Below are 17,242 nucleotides of genomic sequence, written 5' to 3' on the forward strand. Positions count from 1 at the left end.
CTCGGACAGCTACCAGCAAAACAAACCAGGTTGAGCGTAAACCGGGATCGCGGAGGACATGGCGAAGAAGGACGGGGCCATCGAGGTCGAGGGTCGAGTTGTCGAGCCGCTGCCCAATGCGATGTTCCGGATCGAGCTCGAGAACGGTCACAAGGTTCTCGCGCACATCAGCGGGAAGATGCGGCAGCACTACATCCGTATCCTCCCCGAGGACCGTGTCGTCGTCGAGCTGTCGCCGTACGACCTGAGCCGCGGCCGGATCGTTTACCGCTACAAGTGATCGCGCCTCGCGCGGTCGCCTTCGGGTCGTAAGACCCGCTACAGAGACTTCCCCAGCCGTCAGGCTGGGGAAAAACTGTGTTCACGCACCTGTGGACCACAACAAGATTGGACGGACGTGAAGGTTCAGCCGAGCGTCAAGAAGATCTGCGAGAAGTGCAAGGTGATTCGCCGTCACGGGCGAGTCATGGTGATCTGCGACAACCTGCGCCACAAGCAGCGTCAGGGCTGATTCCAGCAGCACCGCCGGGCACCTGATCGCTTAGATCGGCTTGGCCACAATAAAGAAGAACTCCCAGCTCCAGCCGCACGCTGCGGTATTTCGGGCTCACGCTCGAAAGGCGTGTGCGCCTACCACCGGTACGGAGGCCGGTGCCCCATAAGACGAGGGGAACGGACAGGGAGCAGACCTCCGCAACATTAAGGAACCTGCCACATGGCACGTCTCATGGGCGTTGATCTCCCGCGCGAAAAGCGCATGGAGATCGCGCTGACCTACATCTACGGCATCGGCCGTACCCGCGCCAAGGAGATCCTCGCGGCCACCGGCGTCAGCCCGGACCTGCGCAGCAAGGACCTCAGCGACGACCAGGTCACGCAGCTGCGTGACTACATCGAGAGCTCGCCCGAGCTCAAGGTCGAAGGTGACCTGCGCCGTGAGGTGCAGGCCGATATCCGTCGCAAGATCGAGATCGGCTGCTACCAGGGCCTGCGCCACCGTCGTGGCCTGCCCGTGCGTGGCCAGCGCACCAAGACCAACGCGCGCACCCGCAAGGGCCCGAAGCGCACCGTCGCCGGCAAGAAGAAGTAGGGGATAAAGGATGCCTCCGAAGAGTCGGGCCTCCGGCCCCAAGAAGACCCAGAAGTCGCGTCGCAGGGACAAGAAGAACGTCCCGCACGGCCACGCGCACATCAAGAGCACGTTCAACAACACGATCGTGTCGATCACCGACCCGACCGGCAACGTCATCTCCTGGGCGTCGTCGGGCCACGTCGGCTTCAAGGGTTCGCGCAAGTCGACCCCGTTCGCCGCGCAGCTCGCTGCCGAGAACGCCGCCCGCAAGGCGCAGGAGCACGGCGTCAAGAAGGTCGACGTGTTCGTCAAGGGCCCGGGTTCGGGTCGCGAGACCGCGATCCGCTCGCTGCAGGCCGCAGGCCTCGAGGTGGGCACGATCAACGATGTCACCCCGCAGCCGCACAACGGCTGCCGTCCGCCCAAGCGTCGTCGCGTCTAGCGGGAAAGGAACAGATAACAAATGGCTCGTTATACAGGCCCCATCACCCGCAAGTCGCGTCGTCTGCGCGTCGACCTCGTCGGCGGCGACCAGGCGTTCGAGCGTCGCCCCTACCCGCCCGGCCAGCACGGCCGCGCGCGGATCAAGGAGAGCGAGTACCTGCTCCAGCTGCAGGAGAAGCAGAAGGCTCGCTTCTCCTACGGCGTCATGGAGAAGCAGTTCCGCCGGTACTACGAAGAGGCCAACCGCCTCAAGGGCAAGACCGGTGACAACCTGCTCCGTCTGCTCGAGTGCCGTCTGGACAACGTGGTGTACCGCGCCGGTCTGGCCCGCACCCGTCGTCAGGCTCGCCAGCTGGTCAGCCACGGTCACTTCCTGGTGAACAACAAGAGCGTGAACGTTCCCAGCTTCCAGGTGACCCAGTACGACATCATCGATGTCAAGGAGAAGTCGCTCGGCACGCTGCCGTTCCAGGTGGCTCGCGAGACCGTCGGCGACCGTCCGGTCCCCGGCTGGCTCCAGGTCCTCCCGGGCCGCCTGCGCATCCTGGTCCACCAGGTGCCCGAGCGCGCTCAGATCGATGTGCCGCTGTCTGAACAGCTGATCGTCGAGTACTACTCGAAGTAAACAGCTTTCACGCTGCTGGTGCGTGGCCGGTTCTCCAATCGGCCACGCACAACCCCCAGAACGTGGGCGTCAAATAGTGGTCGCCCGTAGAGGAGGAAGATCCTAATGCTGATTTCACAGCGTCCGACGCTGACCGAAGAGGTCGTCGCCGAGAACCGCTCGAAGTTCACCATCGAACCGCTTGAGCCGGGCTTCGGTTACACCCTCGGCAACTCGCTGCGGCGTACCCTGCTGTCCTCGATCCCGGGGGCCGCGGTCACGAGCATCCGTATCGACGGCGTCCTGCACGAGTTCACCACCGTCCCCGGTGTGAAGGAAGATGTCACCGACATCATCCTGAACCTCAAGGGCCTGGTCGTGTCCTCGGAGGAGGACGAGCCGGTCACGATGTACGTGCGCAAGCAGGGTCCGGGCACCGTCACCGCCGGTGACATCGTGCCGCCCGCCGGCGTTGTCGTGCACAACCCGGATATGCACATCGCCACCCTGAACGACAAGGGCAAGCTGGAGATCGAGCTCGTCGTCGAGCGCGGTCGCGGCTACGTCCCGGCGGTGCAGAACAAGGCGTCCGGCGCGGAAATCGGCCGGATCCCGGTGGACTCGATCTACTCGCCCGTGCTCAAGGTGACCTACAAGGTCGAGGCCACCCGTGTCGAGCAGCGCACCGACTTCGACCGTCTGATCCTGGACGTGGAGACCAAGAACTCCATCAGCGCCCGGGACGCGCTCGCCTCGGCGGGCAAGACCCTGGTCGAGCTCTTCGGCCTGGCCCGTGAGCTCAACGTCGAAGCCGAAGGCATCGAGATCGGCCCTTCGCCGGCCGAGGCGGACCACATCGCCTCGTTCGGTCTGCCGATCGAGGACCTGGACCTCACCGTCCGGTCCTACAACTGCCTCAAGCGCGAGGGTGTGCACACGGTGGGCGAGCTCGTCGCCCGCACCGAGTCGGATCTGCTGGATATCCGCAACTTCGGCCAGAAGTCCATCGACGAGGTCAAGGTCAAGCTGCACGCGCTCGGCCTCTCGCTCAAGGACAGCCCGGCGTCGTTCGATCCTTCTTCCGTGGTGGGTTACGACGCGAGCACTGGAACGTGGAGCGACAGCGGCACGTTCAGTGACACCGACGGTGGCGAGCAGGACTACGCCGAGACCGAACAGCTCTAGGCCGCTGGGGTAGGCACCCCGGCTCGGCCTCACACAAGGAGAACAAACAATGCCCAAGCCCAAGAAGGGTGCCCGCTTCGGCGGGTCGGCGTCGCACCAGAAGGCGATCTTCGCCAATCTGGCCACGGCGCTCTTCGAGCACGGTCGTATTTCGACCACCGAGGCCAAGGCCAAGGCGCTGCGCCCCTACGCCGAGAAGCTTGTCACCAAGGCGAAGGCCGGCACCCTCGCCGACCGCCGCGAGGTGCTCAAGGTGATCCGCAACAAGGACGTGGTGCACAGTCTCTTCGCCGAGATCGGTCCCTCGTTCGAGGGCCGCGAGGGTGGCTACACCCGCATCACCAAGACGCTGCCCCGCAAGGGTGACAACGCGCCGATGGCGATCATCGAGCTGGTCCGGGAGAAGACCGTGACCAACGAGGCCGATCGCGCTCGCCGTGTTGCCGCGTCGAAGAAGGTCGAAGAGGCCCCCGTCGCCGAGGCCGCCGAGGTTGTCGAGGAGACCGCCGACGAGGCCGTCGCCGAGACCGCCGAGGCCGAGGCCCCGGCTGCCGACGAGGCCGCTGAGGACAAGAAGGACGCCTGACATCCACGTCGGAGTTCTCGAACGAGCCCGCCACCCGCTCCGGGTCGGCGGGCTCGTTCGTATCGCCAGAAACCGTTGAGACCGTGGAGGATTCGGTGGAATCGTTCGGAGCAGTGCCGGTAGCGGCCGAGGCCCCCGACCGGCCGTCGGTGCGGGTCCGGCTCGACATCTCTTACGATGGAACGGATTTCATCGGCTGGGCGCGCCAGCCGGGGCTGCGGACCGTGCAGGGCGTGCTGGAGGAGTCGCTCAGCAAGGTGTTCCGCGAGCCGATCCAATTGACCGTCGCCGGTCGCACCGACGCCGGTGTGCATGCGGAAGGCCAAGTCGCGCACTTCGATACGACCGGCGAGTTCGACGGCGCGAAGCTGGTGTACCGGATGGCGCGCTTCCTGCCGAAGGATGTGCGTATCACGGGCGCTCGGCTCGCCCCGCCCGAATTCGATGCCCGGTTCTCGGCCATCCGCCGCCACTACGCCTATCGCCTCACCACGGCCCCGTACGGCGCCGAGCCACTCCAGGCCCGCGGCATCGTCCCGTGTCGCTCAGACGTCGATCTGGACGCCATGCGCGCGGCATCCCGGAAGCTGCTCGGCCTGCACAACTTCGCCGCCTTCTGCCGTCGCCGCGAGGGCGCGACCACCATCCGTGAACTCCAGCGCTTCGACTGGGAGCGCTCCGGTGACGCGCTGACCGCCTACGTCAGCGCGGACGCCTTCTGCTGGTCCATGGTCCGCAGCCTGGTCGGCGCCATCCTCGCGGTCGGCGAGGGCCGCCGCACCGTCGACTGGGTCGCCGCTCTGCTCGACGAAACCGAACGCGCCAGCTCCGTCACCGTCGCCCCCGCCCACGGCCTGAGCCTCATCGCCGTCGACTACCCCGCCGACGCCGACCTGGCTGCCCGCAACGCCGAAACCCGCGAAGTCCGAACGGTTCCCGTCGCCGAGGGCTGCTGCGGCGACTGACGGATCGCTGCCGCGGAATACGGGCAGGGGGTACGTGGTTCGTTTCGATCATGGCTTTTGAGGAACTCGGACGGTTCGGTGTGTGGCGGCCCTTTGGTGGGTTCGGTTCGGAGGATGCGCGGGAGCTGGAAGCGCTCGGCTACGGCACGCTGTGGCTCGGCAGCTCCCCGCCGGGGGATCTTGTCGCGGCCGAGGAACTCTTGGCGGCTACCGAGACGATCACCGTGGCGAGCAGCATCGTCAACATCTGGTCCGAGCCCGCCGCGAAGGTGGCCGAGTCGTTCCATCGGATCGAAGCGCGGTTCCCCGGGCGCTTCCTGCTCGGTATCGGCGCGGGCCATCCGGAAATCGCCGCGGCATACAAGAAACCGTACGACGCGCTGGTCGAGTACCTCGATGCACTCGATGAGGCGGGCGTACCCGCTGAGGCCCGCGCCCTCGCCGCGCTCGGTCCGCGAGTGCTGAAGCTCGCCGAGCGGCGCTCCGCGGGCGCGCTGCCGTATCTGGTGCCCGCCGCGCACACCGCGAGCGCGCGCGAAATCCTCGGGGACAAAGCACTTTTGGCGACCGAGCACAAGGTCGTCCTCGATGCCGATCCGGCGCGCGCACGTGCCACCGCGCGGCCGCGAGTCGACTTCTACCTTGGACTTCAGAACTACACCGCGAACCTGCGGAAATTCGGTTTCACCGACGAGGATCTGACCAAGCCGGGCAGCGACCACTTCTACGATGAACTCGTCGCGCACGGCGATGCCACCGCGGTGGTCGATCACCTCGCCGGGCATCTGCGTGCCGGTGCCGACCACGTCGCGCTGCAGGTGCTCGACGACGACGGGCAGGCGACACTGCGCGCGCTCGCACCCCTGCTGCGCGAGGTTGCCTAGCGGCCACCGCGGAGGAACGAACAGCCGAGGTCGCCGACAGCGGAGCATGCGCCGGTGAGCCGGGTGAACCACGTTGTGCCGCAGGCGCTCTCGCTGGATCGCCCGCTGCTGTGCTAGCGCGGTGAAAACGTCCCAGCCTGCGGTTTCGATCGCCCTAAGGGACTGTAAGGAAAGTCTTCACCCGCTTCCGTTGACCTTGTGACAGCAGACACACTCTTTCCAGTTGACGCGTCGTCGCGTCGAAGGAGGAGATCAAGTGACTACGACACAGCCCACGGGCGAGCGCCGGGTCATCGCGAATGTGCTTCGCGGTTCCATCGGCAACCTGGTCGAATGGTACGACTGGTACGTCTACGCGGCGTTCAGCGTGTACTTCGCGAAGTCGTTCTTCCCCAAGGGAGATTCGACGGCCCAACTGCTTTCCACGGCTGCCGTTTTCGCGGTCGGCTTCCTCATGCGCCCGATCGGCGGCTGGTTGCTCGGCCGCTACGCCGACAAGTTCGGCCGCCGTTCGGCGCTGACGCTGTCGGTCACCGTGATGGCGGCGGGCTCGCTGCTGATCGCGGTGACGCCCGGCTACCAGACCATCGGCCTGCTCGCGCCGACGGTCCTGCTGCTCGCGCGGCTGCTGCAGGGACTCTCGGTCGGTGGTGAATACGCCACCAGCGCAACGTATCTGTCCGAGGTGGCCTCCTCGGGCAAGCGCGGCTTCTACTCCAGCTTCCAGTACGTGACGCTGGTCGCGGGCCAGCTGACGGCCCTCGGCGTGCAGATCATCCTGCAGCAGTTCCTCAGCTCCGCGCAGATGAACGACTGGGGCTGGCGCATCCCGTTCGCGATCGGTGCGGCAGGCGCGCTCATCGTGATGTGGCTGCGGCGCAGCATGGACGAGTCGACCCAGTTCGAAGAGGCCGTGAGCGCCGAGGCCGACGGCCCCGACGGGCACCTGGTGCACAGCAGGAACGACGTGATGAGCTCGCTCGGCGTCGAGGCCGCGAAGCCGAAGGCGGCGCGCGGTTCGCTGCGACTGCTGCTGCAGTACCCGCGCGAATGCCTGCTCGTTGTCGGCCTGACGCTCGGCGGCACGGTGGCGTTCTACACCTACACCACCTACATGCAGAAGTTCATGATCAACAGCTCGCACATCCCCAAGGGGACCGTGGCGTGGATCAACTTCATGGCGCTGCTCGTGTTCGTCATCCTGCAGCCGCTGGCCGGTGCGCTGTCCGACAAGATCGGCCGTCGCAAGCTGCTGATCTTCTTCGGTATCGCGGGCACGCTGGCCACCGTCCCGATCATGACGGTGCTCAAGAACACCCAGAACGCGATCGGCGCCTGGGCGCTGATGATGCTGGCGCTTGTCATCATCACCGGCTACACCTCGATCAACGCCATCGTGAAGGCGGAGCTGTTCCCGACCAAGATCCGCGCGCTCGGCGTCGGCCTGCCCTACGCGCTGACCGTGGCGATCTTCGGCGGCACCGCCGAGTACGTCGCGCTGTTCCTGAAGGATCGCGGCCACGAGTCGCTGTTCTTCTGGTACGTCGCGGGCTGCATCCTGATCTCGCTGGTCACCTACTTCTTCATGCGGGAGACCTCGTCCGAATCCACCATCGAAGCCGAGCTCGACACCGCTACTGGGGGCGTTGTCGGAGCGGCTGGGCCCGAGCCGGAACGTGACCTCACGTCCGTTCGAAGCTGACGGCCCACAGGTACGCGCCGATCCTCGTTTGTGCGAGGATCGGCGCGTGCGGTTGGCGGTGGTCGAAGATGACGACGGCGTTGGCGATGCGCTCGTCGAGGCGCTCAACGCCCGTGGGTTCCAGGCGGAACGAAAACGCCGGGGCGCCGATCTGCTCACCGCGCATCGCGGCTACGACGCGGTGATCCTCGACCTCGGGCTCCCCGACGGGGACGGTCTGCATGTGCTGCGGCAGCTGCGCGAGGTGAGCGCGGTCCCGGTGCTGATACTGACCGCGCGCAGCGATGAGCGCTCCATCGTGCGCGGACTGCGCGGTGGCGCGGACGACTATCTGGTGAAGCCGCCGCGTATCGCCGAGCTGATGGCCCGGCTGGAGACCGTCATGCGGCGGGCCGCGGTCGCGGCACAGCCCGCGCGCGCCGAGGTGGTCACCGGTGATGTCCGGGTGGATCTGTCCGCGCGCGTCGTCGAGGTCGGCGGTGTGCCGATCGCGTTGACACAGAAGGAATTCGAGCTGGTGGAGGCACTTGTCGAGCGCCCTGGCGCCGCGGTGAGCCGCCAGCAGCTGATGGACCGCATCTGGGGTGACGCGTTCGTCGCGGTCTCGCGTTCCCTTGATGTCCACATGACCGGCCTGCGGGCCAAGCTGAATCGTCCAGGGCTCATTACCACTATCCGTGGCTACGGATACCGGTGGGGACAATGACCCCACCGGTATCGACCGCCGGCCGCCGACGCTGCTGTCGCGGCACCCGGTCCGGCCTGAATACGCGGAGAGGCGGACAGTGCGGCGCAGGCTGCTCATCGCGCTGACGGTGTTCGCCGCGATCGCCGTGCTCGCGTTCGCGGTGCCGTTGTCGTTGACGGTGGCGACGAGCCGCACCCAGGAACTGGTGCTCGGCCGATCCGGTGATGCCGATCGGTTCGCCACCCTCGCCGATGCCGCGGTCGCCGCGGGCGATGTGCGGGCGCTGGCCGACGAGATCAACCGCTATCACGACCTGTACGGCGAGAACGTGCTGGTGATCAATGCCAAGGGCGCGGTCGCGGTGAACGCGGGCGCCGATGTCGGCGATGCCCGCGTCGTCGCCGCGGTGGCCGCCGCCCGGCGCAATCAACGCCCGCACGCGGTGGATCGGCTCACCCCGTGGAGTTCGCCGACCATGCTGGTCGCGCGGCCGGTCGGCACCGGGTTGCAGGTCAACGGCGCCGTGGTGATCGAGGCGTCGACCGCGCGGGCCCGCGCCGATATCGCGTGGGCCTGGCTGGTCATCGCGATCGGCGCCGCCATGGCGATGGCCTTCTTCATGGCGCTCGCCCTGCTCTTCAGCCGATGGGTGCTCCGCCCGCTCGCCGCGCTGTCGGATGCCGTCGCCGATCTCACCGCGACGCTGCCGAAGCCGCGTGCCGACGCGCCAGCGCCGGTCTCGATCGCGCGGCGTCACGGTGGTCCGCCGGAGATGCGCGCGGTCGCCGAATCCTTCGATGCCATGGCGCTCGCCGTCGCCGATTCGGTGGACGCGCAACGTCAGCTCGTCGCCGATACCGCGCATGCCATGCGAAATCCGCTCGCCGCGCTGGCGATTCGCCTCGATTCGCTGGAGTTGGACATCCCCGAGGGTGCGGTGTCGACCTTCCGTGGCGCCAGCGCCGAGGTGGACCGGCTCACCGCGCTGCTCGACGGTCTGCTGAACCTGGCCGTCGCGGAGACGCCCGCCGCCTTCGACATCACCACCGCCACCGCCGAAAACCACTGCGACGCGGTGCAAGTGGTCGCCGACCGGTTCGACGCCTGGTGTTCGGCATTCGAGAACGCCGGGATGGATCTGGTCGCCGAATTGGCGGTGATCACCGCGGAGACCGCGGTCTCCGCCGATGTGCTCGCCCAGATCCTCGATGTGCCGCTGAGCAATTCGTGCCGGTACGCCGGGGCAGGCGCACGCACCGAGCTCATCGTCTCCCGCCACGACGACTGCGTCGATATCATCGTGCGTGACAACGGATCCGGTGTGCCCGAGGACGAAATAGCCAAGCTCACCACCCGCTTCTTCCGCGGCTCCACCGCGGCGGTCGGCGGATCGGGGCTCGGTCTGCCCATCGCCGCCGCGCTCGCGCAGGCCCGTGGCGGCAGCCTCACCGTCGAGGCCGTCGACCCGCGGGGGCTCGCGGTGACAGTCCGACTACCGGCCGTGCCAGTGCAGTGAATAGGGTGCGGTGATGATGGATCGACGGCGATTCTTGGGGTTGGCCGCTGCGGCGGCCACCGTGGGTATTGCCGGGTGTGGTCCGGAGGGCGCGGGGACGGTGCGGCTGGCCTCCGGCGAGATCGGCGGGTTCTATCACGCGTTCGGGCGCAAACTTGCCGCCGCGGCCGAGCGATCGGGTGAGGTGCGGATCGAGCCGGTGACCACGGCGGGCTCGCAGGCGAATCTGACGCTGCTGGCCCGTGGTGAGGTGGATGCGGCACTGGCGCTTGCGGATTCGGTGGGCCGCTCGGGGGAGCAGGTGCTCGCGCTCGGGCGGGTCTACGAGAACTATCTGCAGTTGGCGGTGCGCGCGGACAGCCCGATCCGTACCGTCGCCGATCTGCGCGGTGCGCGGGTGAACCTCGGCGCGGAAGGCTCGGGCGCCGCGCTGACCGGTTCCCGGATCCTGCGCGCCGCGGGCCTCGACCCGATGCGGGATGTGGATGTCGCGCATCGGCCGCTGCGCGAGTCGGTGGCGGCGGTGATCAACGGCGACGCGGACGCCCTGCTGTGGGCGGGCGGCGTGCCGACCACACTGCTCGATGTCCCCGACCGGATGCGCCTGATCGACCTCGGTGATTTCGCGACGCCCATGCGTGAACTGTTCGGCCCGGTCTACGACCGCGTCGAGGTCCCCGCGGCCGCCTACCCCGGCGCCGCCGCGGTACACACCATCGGCGTCACCAACCTGCTGCTCGCCGCACCGACGGTGTCCGACGCCGCCGCGGCCGCCATCGTCGAACTCCTGGTGTGGCAAGCGGATTCGCTGGTGCCCATCGAGGCAGCGGGTACCCAGTTCCTCGACGGCCGCTCGCTCATCAGCACCGGTCCGGTACCCCTGCACCCTGGTGCCGCCGCGGTCTACCGCAACTGGCACGGCTGACCACCGGGTCGGCCGAGCCCGCGACGCCGCGCCTGCGTCTCACCGCCGCGCATCGAATAGCCAGAAAATCAGTGCGCGGCAGTGCAGCTCGTGTGCGGCACGCGAATCGTCGCGGCGGCATCCGGAACCGGGCTGTGCCGCTGCGGCGCGTGCCGGCGCGGTCAGCGGGCGGCGGATCGGGTGCTGTGGCAGGGGGTTTCGCTTGCGGTGCGGGCGGCTTCGGCGAAGGCGCGGATGCGGGCGTTCTCGCGGGAGGTGCGCCAGATGAGGCGGCTCTCCAGGTCGGGAGCGTCCTCGATGGGCACATAGGTGACGTGCGGGTGGGTGCGAAAGCAGGGGCCCTCGTCGCCGACGAGGAAACCGCCCTCGCCCGCGCCGACCAGGCTGATCGCCTCCTGAAGTGTCTTGGCGGTGCGGCCGTACCGGATCGGTCTGCCGCTCTGGGTGTGCTGGGGCCCGAGTTCGATGGCGGGGGAGGAGCTCGGGATGCCGATGAGGGTGATGTCGGCCAGGTCTTCGATGGTGAGCGCGTCGCGCCGGGCGAGCGGGTGCGCGTTCGGGACGGCGAGCAGGAGCGGCAGTCGCCGCAGCACGGGGCCGACGCTCAGGTCGGGCTCGTCGACCGGTTCGCAGCTCAGCACCACCTCCACGAGATCGTCGCGCAATGCGGCAATGCCCTTGAACAGCGGCAGTTCACGGATCTGCACTTCGGTCTCCGGGTACGTACCACTCAGGATCGCCGCGGCGTCCAGTACGAACTTGCCCGAGCCCGGCCCGGTGAAGCCGACCGAGACGACACCGGGCACGCCGCGCCCCGCGGCGGTGGCGGCGCGCACCGCCTGCTGGATCAGGTCGTAGCCGGGGCGCAGCTCGTCACGGAACCGCGCGCCGACCGGTGTGAGTGCCACCCGGCGGCTGGTGCGCTCGAAAAGCGCTGTGCCGATCCGGCGTTCGATGCTCTGGATGGTCTGGCTGATCCGTCCGGTGGACACCCGCAGCTGCTCGGCGGCCCTGCCGAAATGCAGTTCCTCGGCCAGCGTCAGGAACGCCTCGATCTCGTACCGCTCCACGCCGACTCCTCGATCTCGTTGGTGCCCACGTATCTACCGCCGCGTCCCGTGATTTGTTCCGCAGGCACTGGTGAGGTTCGCGCTCGGCGAAACGTTGAGCGGAGCTAAACGATTGTTGCGCAATGCGGCATTGTTCGCGCGGCCGTCGTTGCCGATGCTCGTGTGACAGCTGTCCCGGCTGTGCGAGTGCGATGAGGCTGAATGTGATGAGGCTGAATGTGATGAGGAGAAGGGCGCGATGACGGAAATCTCCGAAAAGGTGCTGGTGGTAGGCGGAACCGGCAAGACGGGCAGCCGGGTGGCGCAGCGGCTGCGCGCGCGGGGAGTGCCGGTGCGGGCCGGTTCGCGCGCGGCCGAGCCACCGTTCGATTGGGGCAACACCGCGACCTGGGGTGCGGCGCTGGCGGGTGCGACCGCCGCGTACATCACCTTCCAGCCCGACCTCGCCGTGCCCGGCGCGCCGCTCGCGGTGCGCGCCCTCGGTGACGCGGCGGTCGCGGCGGGCGTGCGGCGGCTGGTACTGCTGTCCGGGCGCGGCGAGGAGGAGGCGCAGGCGGCGGAGAAGTTGCTCGCCGAGACGGGCGCCGACCTGACGGTGGTGCGCTCCAGCTTCTTCGCGCAGAACTTCAGCGAGGGGCACTTCGCGGCGGAGATCGCCGCCGGGCAGCTGGTGCTGCCGGTCGGCGAGGTGCGCGAGCCGTTCATCGATGTCGACGACATCGCCGAGCTGGTGGTCGCCGCGCTCACCGAGGACCGGCACGCGGGCCAGATCTACGAGGTGACCGGCTCGCGGCTGCTCACCTTCGCCGAGGCGGTCGGCGAGATCGCCGCGGCGACGGGGCGCCGGATCGACTACATCCAGGTTTCGCCCGAGGACTACGCCGCGGCGGCGCGGGCGCAGGGCCTGCCCGACGAACTGGTCGACTTCCTCATCTACCTGTTCACCACGGTGCTCGACGGCCGCAACGCGCACGTCGGCGACGGTATCGACCGTGGATTGGGCCGTCCGCCACGCGATTTCGCCGACTATGTGCGCGGCGCCTGGACCCGCTAGGAACGGACCAGGCGGGCGATGGCGTCGGTGGCCTCTTTGATCTTGGCTTCGGCCTCGGGGCCACCGGCGACCGCCGCGTCGACCACGCAGTGGCTGATGTGATCCTCCAGCAGACCCATCGCCACGGCCTGCAGTGCTTTGGTCATCGCGGACACCTGGGTGAGGATGTCGATGCAGTACTTCTCTTCCTCGACCATCCGCTGCAACCCGCGGGCCTGTCCCTCGATGCGGCGCAGGCGCTTGAGGTAATCGTCCTTGGCGGTGATGTAGCCGTGCGAAGAGTGGTCGTGTGCGTCATGGTCATGAGCGGGTGTGGTCACGACTGTCTCCTTCGCCGTCCATCGAATAATACCCCCCGAGGGTACATGGTTCCGGGTGAATTGTCAGGTCAGCGCGGGCGCGCGCGCCGGTGCGGGCGCGGGCGCGTCGGCACCGCGCCGGGCGAACACGATGCCGCCGATCACCAGCACGCCGCCTGCCATCTGCACCGGGCGCACCGATTCGCCGACGAGCAGCCAGGACAGCACCACCGCGAACAACACCTCGCAGAGCAGGACGAGCGACATCAGCGTCGAACCGATCCGCGCGGCGCCCGCGACCCCGGCCAGATAGGCCGTCACGGTGCTCAGCACGAGCAGTGTCAGCGCCAACGGCACTGGAATGTCGTGGTCGGCGAGGCGCGCGGTGCCGCTGCCGACCACTCCCGGCAGCACGCCGGTGATGACCAGCACCCAAGCGGTGGCCGCCGCGATCGTGAGTCCCGAGCCGAGCAGTGTGACCTGGCTGAGCGAATCCGAGGTGCGCTCGGACAGCAGGAAGAACGCGGCATTGCACAGCATCGACAGCAGTGCCCAGCCGACCCCTGGCAGACTCACGCCACCGGCGGCGAACACGTCGATCACCAGTGCCGCACCGGCCAGCGCCAGCGCGGTGCCGAACAGCACCGAACGCGAAGGCTTGTCGCCGCGGACCGCCCAACTCCAGCCGATCACCACGATCGGCGCCAAGGCCTGCAGCATCAGCGTCACGCCGACCTGCAAATACTGCAGCGACAGGAAGAACGTCGCCTGCACGCCGACCACCGCGACCACGCCGAAGGCGCCGACGGTCCGCAGGTGCTGCCGGATCCCGAGCAGGCCACGTGGATCGACGCACACGGCCAACGTCAGCAGCAATGCCGCCGCTCCGGTCAGCCGCACCGCCAGCGCCGCACCCGGCGACCACCCCTCTGCGAGTACGGATTTCACCAGTGGCCCGGACGTGGCGAACGACAACCCGCTCAACACCGTCAACCACACCCCGGCACCAGCCCGCGACAACCCGACCTCCACCACTCACCGCTCTCGTTCGCCCCATCATCTCCTACGCACCGCCGAGCGGTGGTATCCAGAGCATGCCTGACTATTGTCTAGTGGAGCCAGATGGGTGGCGGTTGCCCGATAGACGCTGGCGAGTTCGCCGTAGTGATATCGAACCGAACGGTGGCCACCCGGGTGCGCGACGGTGATCGAACCGGGGAGAATCTAGGACCATGAGCTCGCTTCCCCGGCCCGCGCTCGCCGTCATCGGCGGCAGTGGCTTCTATGACTTCTTCGACAACGACGCGACCCATATCGAGGTCGAGACGCCGTATGGCGCGCCGAGTGCGCCGATCGCGATCGGCGAGGTGGAAGGACGGCCGGTGGCGTTCGTGCCGCGGCACGGCAAGAACCACGAATTCGCGCCGCACACGCTGCCGTACCAGGCGAACATGTGGGCGCTGCGCTCGCTGGGCGTGCGGCGGATCATCGCGCCGTGCGCGGTGGGCAGCCTGCGCGCCGACTGGGGGCCCGGCACCGTCGCGGTGCCGGATCAGCTGGTCGACCGCACCTCCGGGCGCCCGCAGACCTACTTCGACGGCGGCGGCGTCCACGTCTCCTTCGCCGACCCGTACTGCGACGAATTGCGGTCCGCCGTCATCAAATCCGAGGATTCGGGCGCGGCGGCGCTGCCGGTGAAGCCGAACGGCACCATGGTCGTGGTGCAGGGCCCGCGCTTCTCCACCCGCGCCGAGAGCCGCTGGTTCGCCGGGCAGGGCTGGGATCTGGTGAACATGACCGGTCATCCCGAGGCCGTGCTCGCCCGTGAGCTCGAAATGTGCTACGCCGCAGTCGCTTTGGTTACCGACCTGGACGCGGGGCTGGAGGAGGGCGACGGCGTGCACGCGACCGACGTCTTCGCCGAGTTCAAGAAGAACCTCGCGCCGTTCAAGGAGCTCGTCCGCCGCTCGATCTCGGCGGTCACCGGAACGGACACCTGCGACAGGTGCCGTGTCCACGCGGGAGTGTCGCTGCCGTTCGAGCTACCGTAATCCCCATGCGAGTGCTGGTTACCGGTGCCGCCGGTTTCATAGGGTCGAACGTGCGCAAGTCCCTGGAAGCCGCCGGGCACGAGGTGATCGCCCTCGATCTGCTGCTCGAAGCGGTGCACGGTCCGAACGCGCAACCACCGCAAGGGGTTTCGCGGATCGATCTGCGTGATACGGACAAGGTGGAGCCGCTGCTGAGCGGCGTCGACACCGTCTGCCACTTCGCGGCCGTCACCGCGCCGAAGGGCGCGACGGAGTTCGCGCAGCACAACGAGGTGGGCACCGCGGTGCTGCTCGACGCCATGGCGCGGGCCAAGGTGCGGCATCTGGTGCTCGCGTCGTCGGTCGCGGTGTACGGCGAGGGACGCTATCGGGGCACGCGCGGCGGACAGTTCTTTCCCGGGCTGCGCCGCCGCGCCGATCTGGATCGCGGCCTGTTCGACCACCGCGCGCCACACACCGGTGAGGTGCTCACCTGGGAACCGGTGGGGGAGGACGCGCCGTTGCGGCCGCGCGGTTTCTACGCGACGAGCAAGCTTGCGCAGGAAAACCACGCGCTCGCTTGGGGTTTGGCGACGGGCGCCGCGGTGACCGCGCTGCGGCTGCCCAATGTCTACGGCGAGGGTGCGCGGGCGGGCTGGGTCGGGCAATTCCGCGCCGCACTCGACGCGGGCAAGGGGCCGCACGTCTTCGAAGACGGCGGCCAGGTAAGGGATTTCCTGCACATCGACGACGCCGCCTCGGCGACCGTCGCCGCCGTCGACCGCCGCCTCCCCGGTTTCGTCCCGCTCAACATCGCCACCGGCCGTCCCATCACCCTCTGGGAAGTGGCCTCCCTCATGGCGAAGGCCCGCAGCGCCCCCACCCCCATCGTCACCGGCCAATACAATCTCGCCGACGTCCGCCACATCGTCCCCGACCCCGAACGCGCCCGCCGCGCCCTCGAATTCACCGCCGCCACCACCCCCACCCAGGGCCTCCCCGCCTTCGCCACCCCAGCCCCCGCCCCGTCCTGACCCGTCGCTAGCCGCCTCGGGTTCGAGTGCGTCTCGCCCACACTCTGCTCTGTCGCCGCGTGATGCTGCTCCCGCGCGGCGGTGAAATCGGTGCGTTCAGGGAGGGTTATCCGGGGGTGTTGTGGACTTCTATTTGGACCAAGGCGAATTCGGGGGTCGTTGCGCCAGGGGTGCCGCCGGGGAGGGGGGTGATCTCGAGGTCGGCGGTGATCCAGTTGTCGTGGGTGGAGGCGAAACGGATCGCGGCCAGGGTGGTTTGCTTCGCACCCGTGAGGATTTCGTTGCGGGCGGTCAGGATTCGGGTGTGGTCGGTGGGGTGGGGTGTGGTGCGCTCGTCGGTGCCTGCGCCCCAGCGGATGCCGGGGACCGGCTCGGTGACCCAGCGGATCAGGCGCAACTGTGCGGTGTCGACGATCGCGATATAGAGGTTGGGCTGGGCGCTGCGCAGCAGGTCGATGGTTGTCGCTTCGAACGACTTCTGTTGTGGTGCAACGGTGTCGGTGACGTCGACGGCGATGCCGGACCAGTGCTCGCCGGTCGCGGCGGTCTCCCCGTTGCGGGTGGCGAGCAGTATCGCGCGCGGGCCCGCCGCGGCGCGTATCGTCGCGATGCCCATCCAGCGGGAGCCCGGTGCGGAGCGTGCGATGGTGGCGGTGAATTCCAGTGCGGCGTCGAAACGTTCGATGGCGGCGAAGGATTCGGCGCCCGTCCAGCGCACGGGACCGCGCGGGAAGCCGGGGCCGAGCCCCTCGGGCAGCGTCTCGATCAGCCGGGTGCGGGCATCCATGACGAACGGCGCGACCCCGGTCTGCGGCGGCGGATCACCGGCGCCGAGCCACAGTTTGACCGCGTGTACCCGCTCGTCCGGCCCGAGCACCGGTACGGCTTGGACGCGCCGTCCCGACCAGGCGTGGCGCGATTGCGGCATCTGCTGATCGACGATCGCGCCGGAGGTGTACGCGGTGGCGACGAGCGGCTGCAACCGCGACGGCACCGAACGCTGGAACGACTTCCACTCGCGCGGCGCCGTCCCCTCGGCGACCACCGACCACGTTTCGGCACGGCCGAGCGTCTCGATCAACAGCCAGCGCCCCTTGATCACCTCGCCCCTCCCGATGTCGAACCTCATGCCTCCACGGTCGATAGCCAGTGAATATCGTGCATGATCCGGCAAATCGGGAGCA

20 protein-coding genes are annotated in these 17,242 nt (G+C 68.3%); 16 read left to right on the forward strand and 4 right to left on the reverse strand.

Going from position 1 to position 17,242, the window contains the following annotated elements; translation table 11 throughout:
- Positions 1–58: 58 nt before the first annotated feature.
- From infA to ACIG5A_RS18130, 13 genes are all read left to right on the forward strand, one after another.
- Complete coding sequence (gene infA, locus ACIG5A_RS18070) at positions 59–280, forward strand: translation initiation factor IF-1 (protein WP_003418601.1); 222 nt, start codon at positions 59–61, stop codon at positions 278–280.
- A gap of 117 nt (positions 281–397) precedes the next feature.
- Complete coding sequence (rpmJ, locus tag ACIG5A_RS18075) at positions 398–511, forward strand: 50S ribosomal protein L36 (RefSeq protein ID WP_011207363.1); 114 nt, start codon at positions 398–400, stop codon at positions 509–511.
- A 204-nt stretch (positions 512–715) separates the two neighbouring features.
- Complete coding sequence (gene rpsM / locus ACIG5A_RS18080; RefSeq protein WP_397241338.1) at positions 716–1,090, forward strand: 30S ribosomal protein S13; 375 nt, start codon at positions 716–718, stop codon at positions 1,088–1,090.
- Between the two features lie 10 nt (positions 1,091–1,100).
- Positions 1,101–1,514, forward strand: a complete 414-nt coding sequence (rpsK, locus tag ACIG5A_RS18085) for a 30S ribosomal protein S11 (protein WP_397241339.1) — start codon at positions 1,101–1,103, stop codon at positions 1,512–1,514.
- A gap of 21 nt (positions 1,515–1,535) precedes the next feature.
- Complete coding sequence (gene rpsD / locus ACIG5A_RS18090; protein WP_397241340.1) at positions 1,536–2,141, forward strand: 30S ribosomal protein S4; 606 nt, start codon at positions 1,536–1,538, stop codon at positions 2,139–2,141.
- Between the two features lie 105 nt (positions 2,142–2,246).
- Complete coding sequence (locus tag ACIG5A_RS18095) at positions 2,247–3,305, forward strand: DNA-directed RNA polymerase subunit alpha (protein ID WP_067785162.1); 1,059 nt, start codon at positions 2,247–2,249, stop codon at positions 3,303–3,305.
- A 49-nt stretch (positions 3,306–3,354) separates the two neighbouring features.
- Complete coding sequence (rplQ, locus tag ACIG5A_RS18100) at positions 3,355–3,891, forward strand: 50S ribosomal protein L17 (RefSeq protein WP_397241341.1); 537 nt, start codon at positions 3,355–3,357, stop codon at positions 3,889–3,891.
- 95 nt (positions 3,892–3,986) lie between these two features.
- Positions 3,987–4,856 carry a tRNA pseudouridine(38-40) synthase TruA gene (gene truA / locus ACIG5A_RS18105; protein ID WP_397241852.1) on the forward strand — a complete coding sequence of 290 codons (870 nt, stop codon included), beginning with the start codon at positions 3,987–3,989 and terminating at the stop codon, positions 4,854–4,856.
- A 50-nt stretch (positions 4,857–4,906) separates the two neighbouring features.
- A complete protein-coding gene (locus ACIG5A_RS18110; protein WP_397241342.1) occupies positions 4,907–5,740 on the forward strand; it encodes an LLM class F420-dependent oxidoreductase in 834 nt (277 codons plus the stop codon).
- A gap of 256 nt (positions 5,741–5,996) precedes the next feature.
- The gene (locus tag ACIG5A_RS18115; protein WP_397241343.1) at positions 5,997–7,442 is read left to right on the forward strand and encodes an MFS transporter; all 1,446 of its coding nucleotides are present in this window, start codon (positions 5,997–5,999) and stop codon (positions 7,440–7,442) included.
- Positions 7,443–7,488: 46 nt separating this feature from the next.
- Positions 7,489–8,148, forward strand: coding sequence for a response regulator transcription factor (locus ACIG5A_RS18120; RefSeq protein ID WP_397241344.1), 660 nt, complete (start codon positions 7,489–7,491; stop codon positions 8,146–8,148).
- Positions 8,120–9,646, forward strand: a complete 1,527-nt coding sequence (locus tag ACIG5A_RS18125) for a sensor histidine kinase (protein WP_397241345.1) — start codon at positions 8,120–8,122, stop codon at positions 9,644–9,646. The genes ACIG5A_RS18120 and ACIG5A_RS18125 overlap by 29 nt, the downstream gene beginning before the upstream one ends.
- 13 nt (positions 9,647–9,659) lie before the next feature.
- Positions 9,660–10,571, forward strand: a complete 912-nt coding sequence (locus ACIG5A_RS18130) for a TAXI family TRAP transporter solute-binding subunit (RefSeq protein ID WP_397241346.1) — start codon at positions 9,660–9,662, stop codon at positions 10,569–10,571.
- Positions 10,572–10,732: 161 nt separating this feature from the next.
- Here the strand turns inward: ACIG5A_RS18130 and ACIG5A_RS18135 are convergent, their stop codons facing one another.
- Complete coding sequence (locus ACIG5A_RS18135) at positions 10,733–11,641, reverse strand: LysR family transcriptional regulator (protein ID WP_397241347.1); 909 nt, start codon at positions 11,639–11,641, stop codon at positions 10,733–10,735.
- Positions 11,642–11,879: 238 nt separating this feature from the next.
- Here ACIG5A_RS18135 and ACIG5A_RS18140 point away from each other — a divergent pair, with 238 nt between their 5' ends.
- Positions 11,880–12,695, forward strand: a complete 816-nt coding sequence (locus ACIG5A_RS18140) for an NmrA family transcriptional regulator (protein WP_397241348.1) — start codon at positions 11,880–11,882, stop codon at positions 12,693–12,695.
- Here the strand turns inward: ACIG5A_RS18140 and ACIG5A_RS18145 are convergent.
- Both ACIG5A_RS18145 and ACIG5A_RS18150 read right to left on the reverse strand, forming a co-directional pair.
- Positions 12,692–13,015 carry a metal-sensitive transcriptional regulator gene (locus ACIG5A_RS18145; protein WP_397241349.1) on the reverse strand — a complete coding sequence of 108 codons (324 nt, stop codon included), beginning with the start codon at positions 13,013–13,015 and terminating at the stop codon, positions 12,692–12,694. The two genes, ACIG5A_RS18140 and ACIG5A_RS18145, sit on opposite strands and share 4 nt — an antisense overlap.
- A gap of 63 nt (positions 13,016–13,078) precedes the next feature.
- The gene (locus ACIG5A_RS18150; protein ID WP_397241350.1) at positions 13,079–14,014 is read right to left on the reverse strand and encodes a DMT family transporter; all 936 of its coding nucleotides are present in this window, start codon (positions 14,012–14,014) and stop codon (positions 13,079–13,081) included.
- Positions 14,015–14,226: 212 nt separating this feature from the next.
- On the opposite strand from ACIG5A_RS18150, the gene ACIG5A_RS18155 reads away from it, so the two are divergent.
- Both ACIG5A_RS18155 and ACIG5A_RS18160 read left to right on the forward strand, forming a co-directional pair.
- Entirely contained in the window at positions 14,227–15,045 is an 819-nt protein-coding gene (locus ACIG5A_RS18155) for an S-methyl-5'-thioadenosine phosphorylase (protein ID WP_397241351.1), read from the forward strand.
- Between the two features lie 5 nt (positions 15,046–15,050).
- Positions 15,051–16,058, forward strand: coding sequence for an NAD-dependent epimerase/dehydratase family protein (locus ACIG5A_RS18160; protein ID WP_397241352.1), 1,008 nt, complete (start codon positions 15,051–15,053; stop codon positions 16,056–16,058).
- A 106-nt stretch (positions 16,059–16,164) separates the two neighbouring features.
- On the opposite strand, the gene ACIG5A_RS18165 is transcribed toward ACIG5A_RS18160, so the two are convergent.
- A complete protein-coding gene (locus ACIG5A_RS18165; RefSeq protein WP_397241353.1) occupies positions 16,165–17,187 on the reverse strand; it encodes a GAF domain-containing protein in 1,023 nt (340 codons plus the stop codon).
- Between the last annotated feature and the right edge of the window lie 55 nt (positions 17,188–17,242).

Origin of the sequence: Nocardia sp. NPDC052566 (assembly GCF_044547285.1) — a bacterium.
In the GTDB taxonomy this organism is placed as follows: domain Bacteria; phylum Actinomycetota; class Actinomycetes; order Mycobacteriales; family Mycobacteriaceae; genus Nocardia.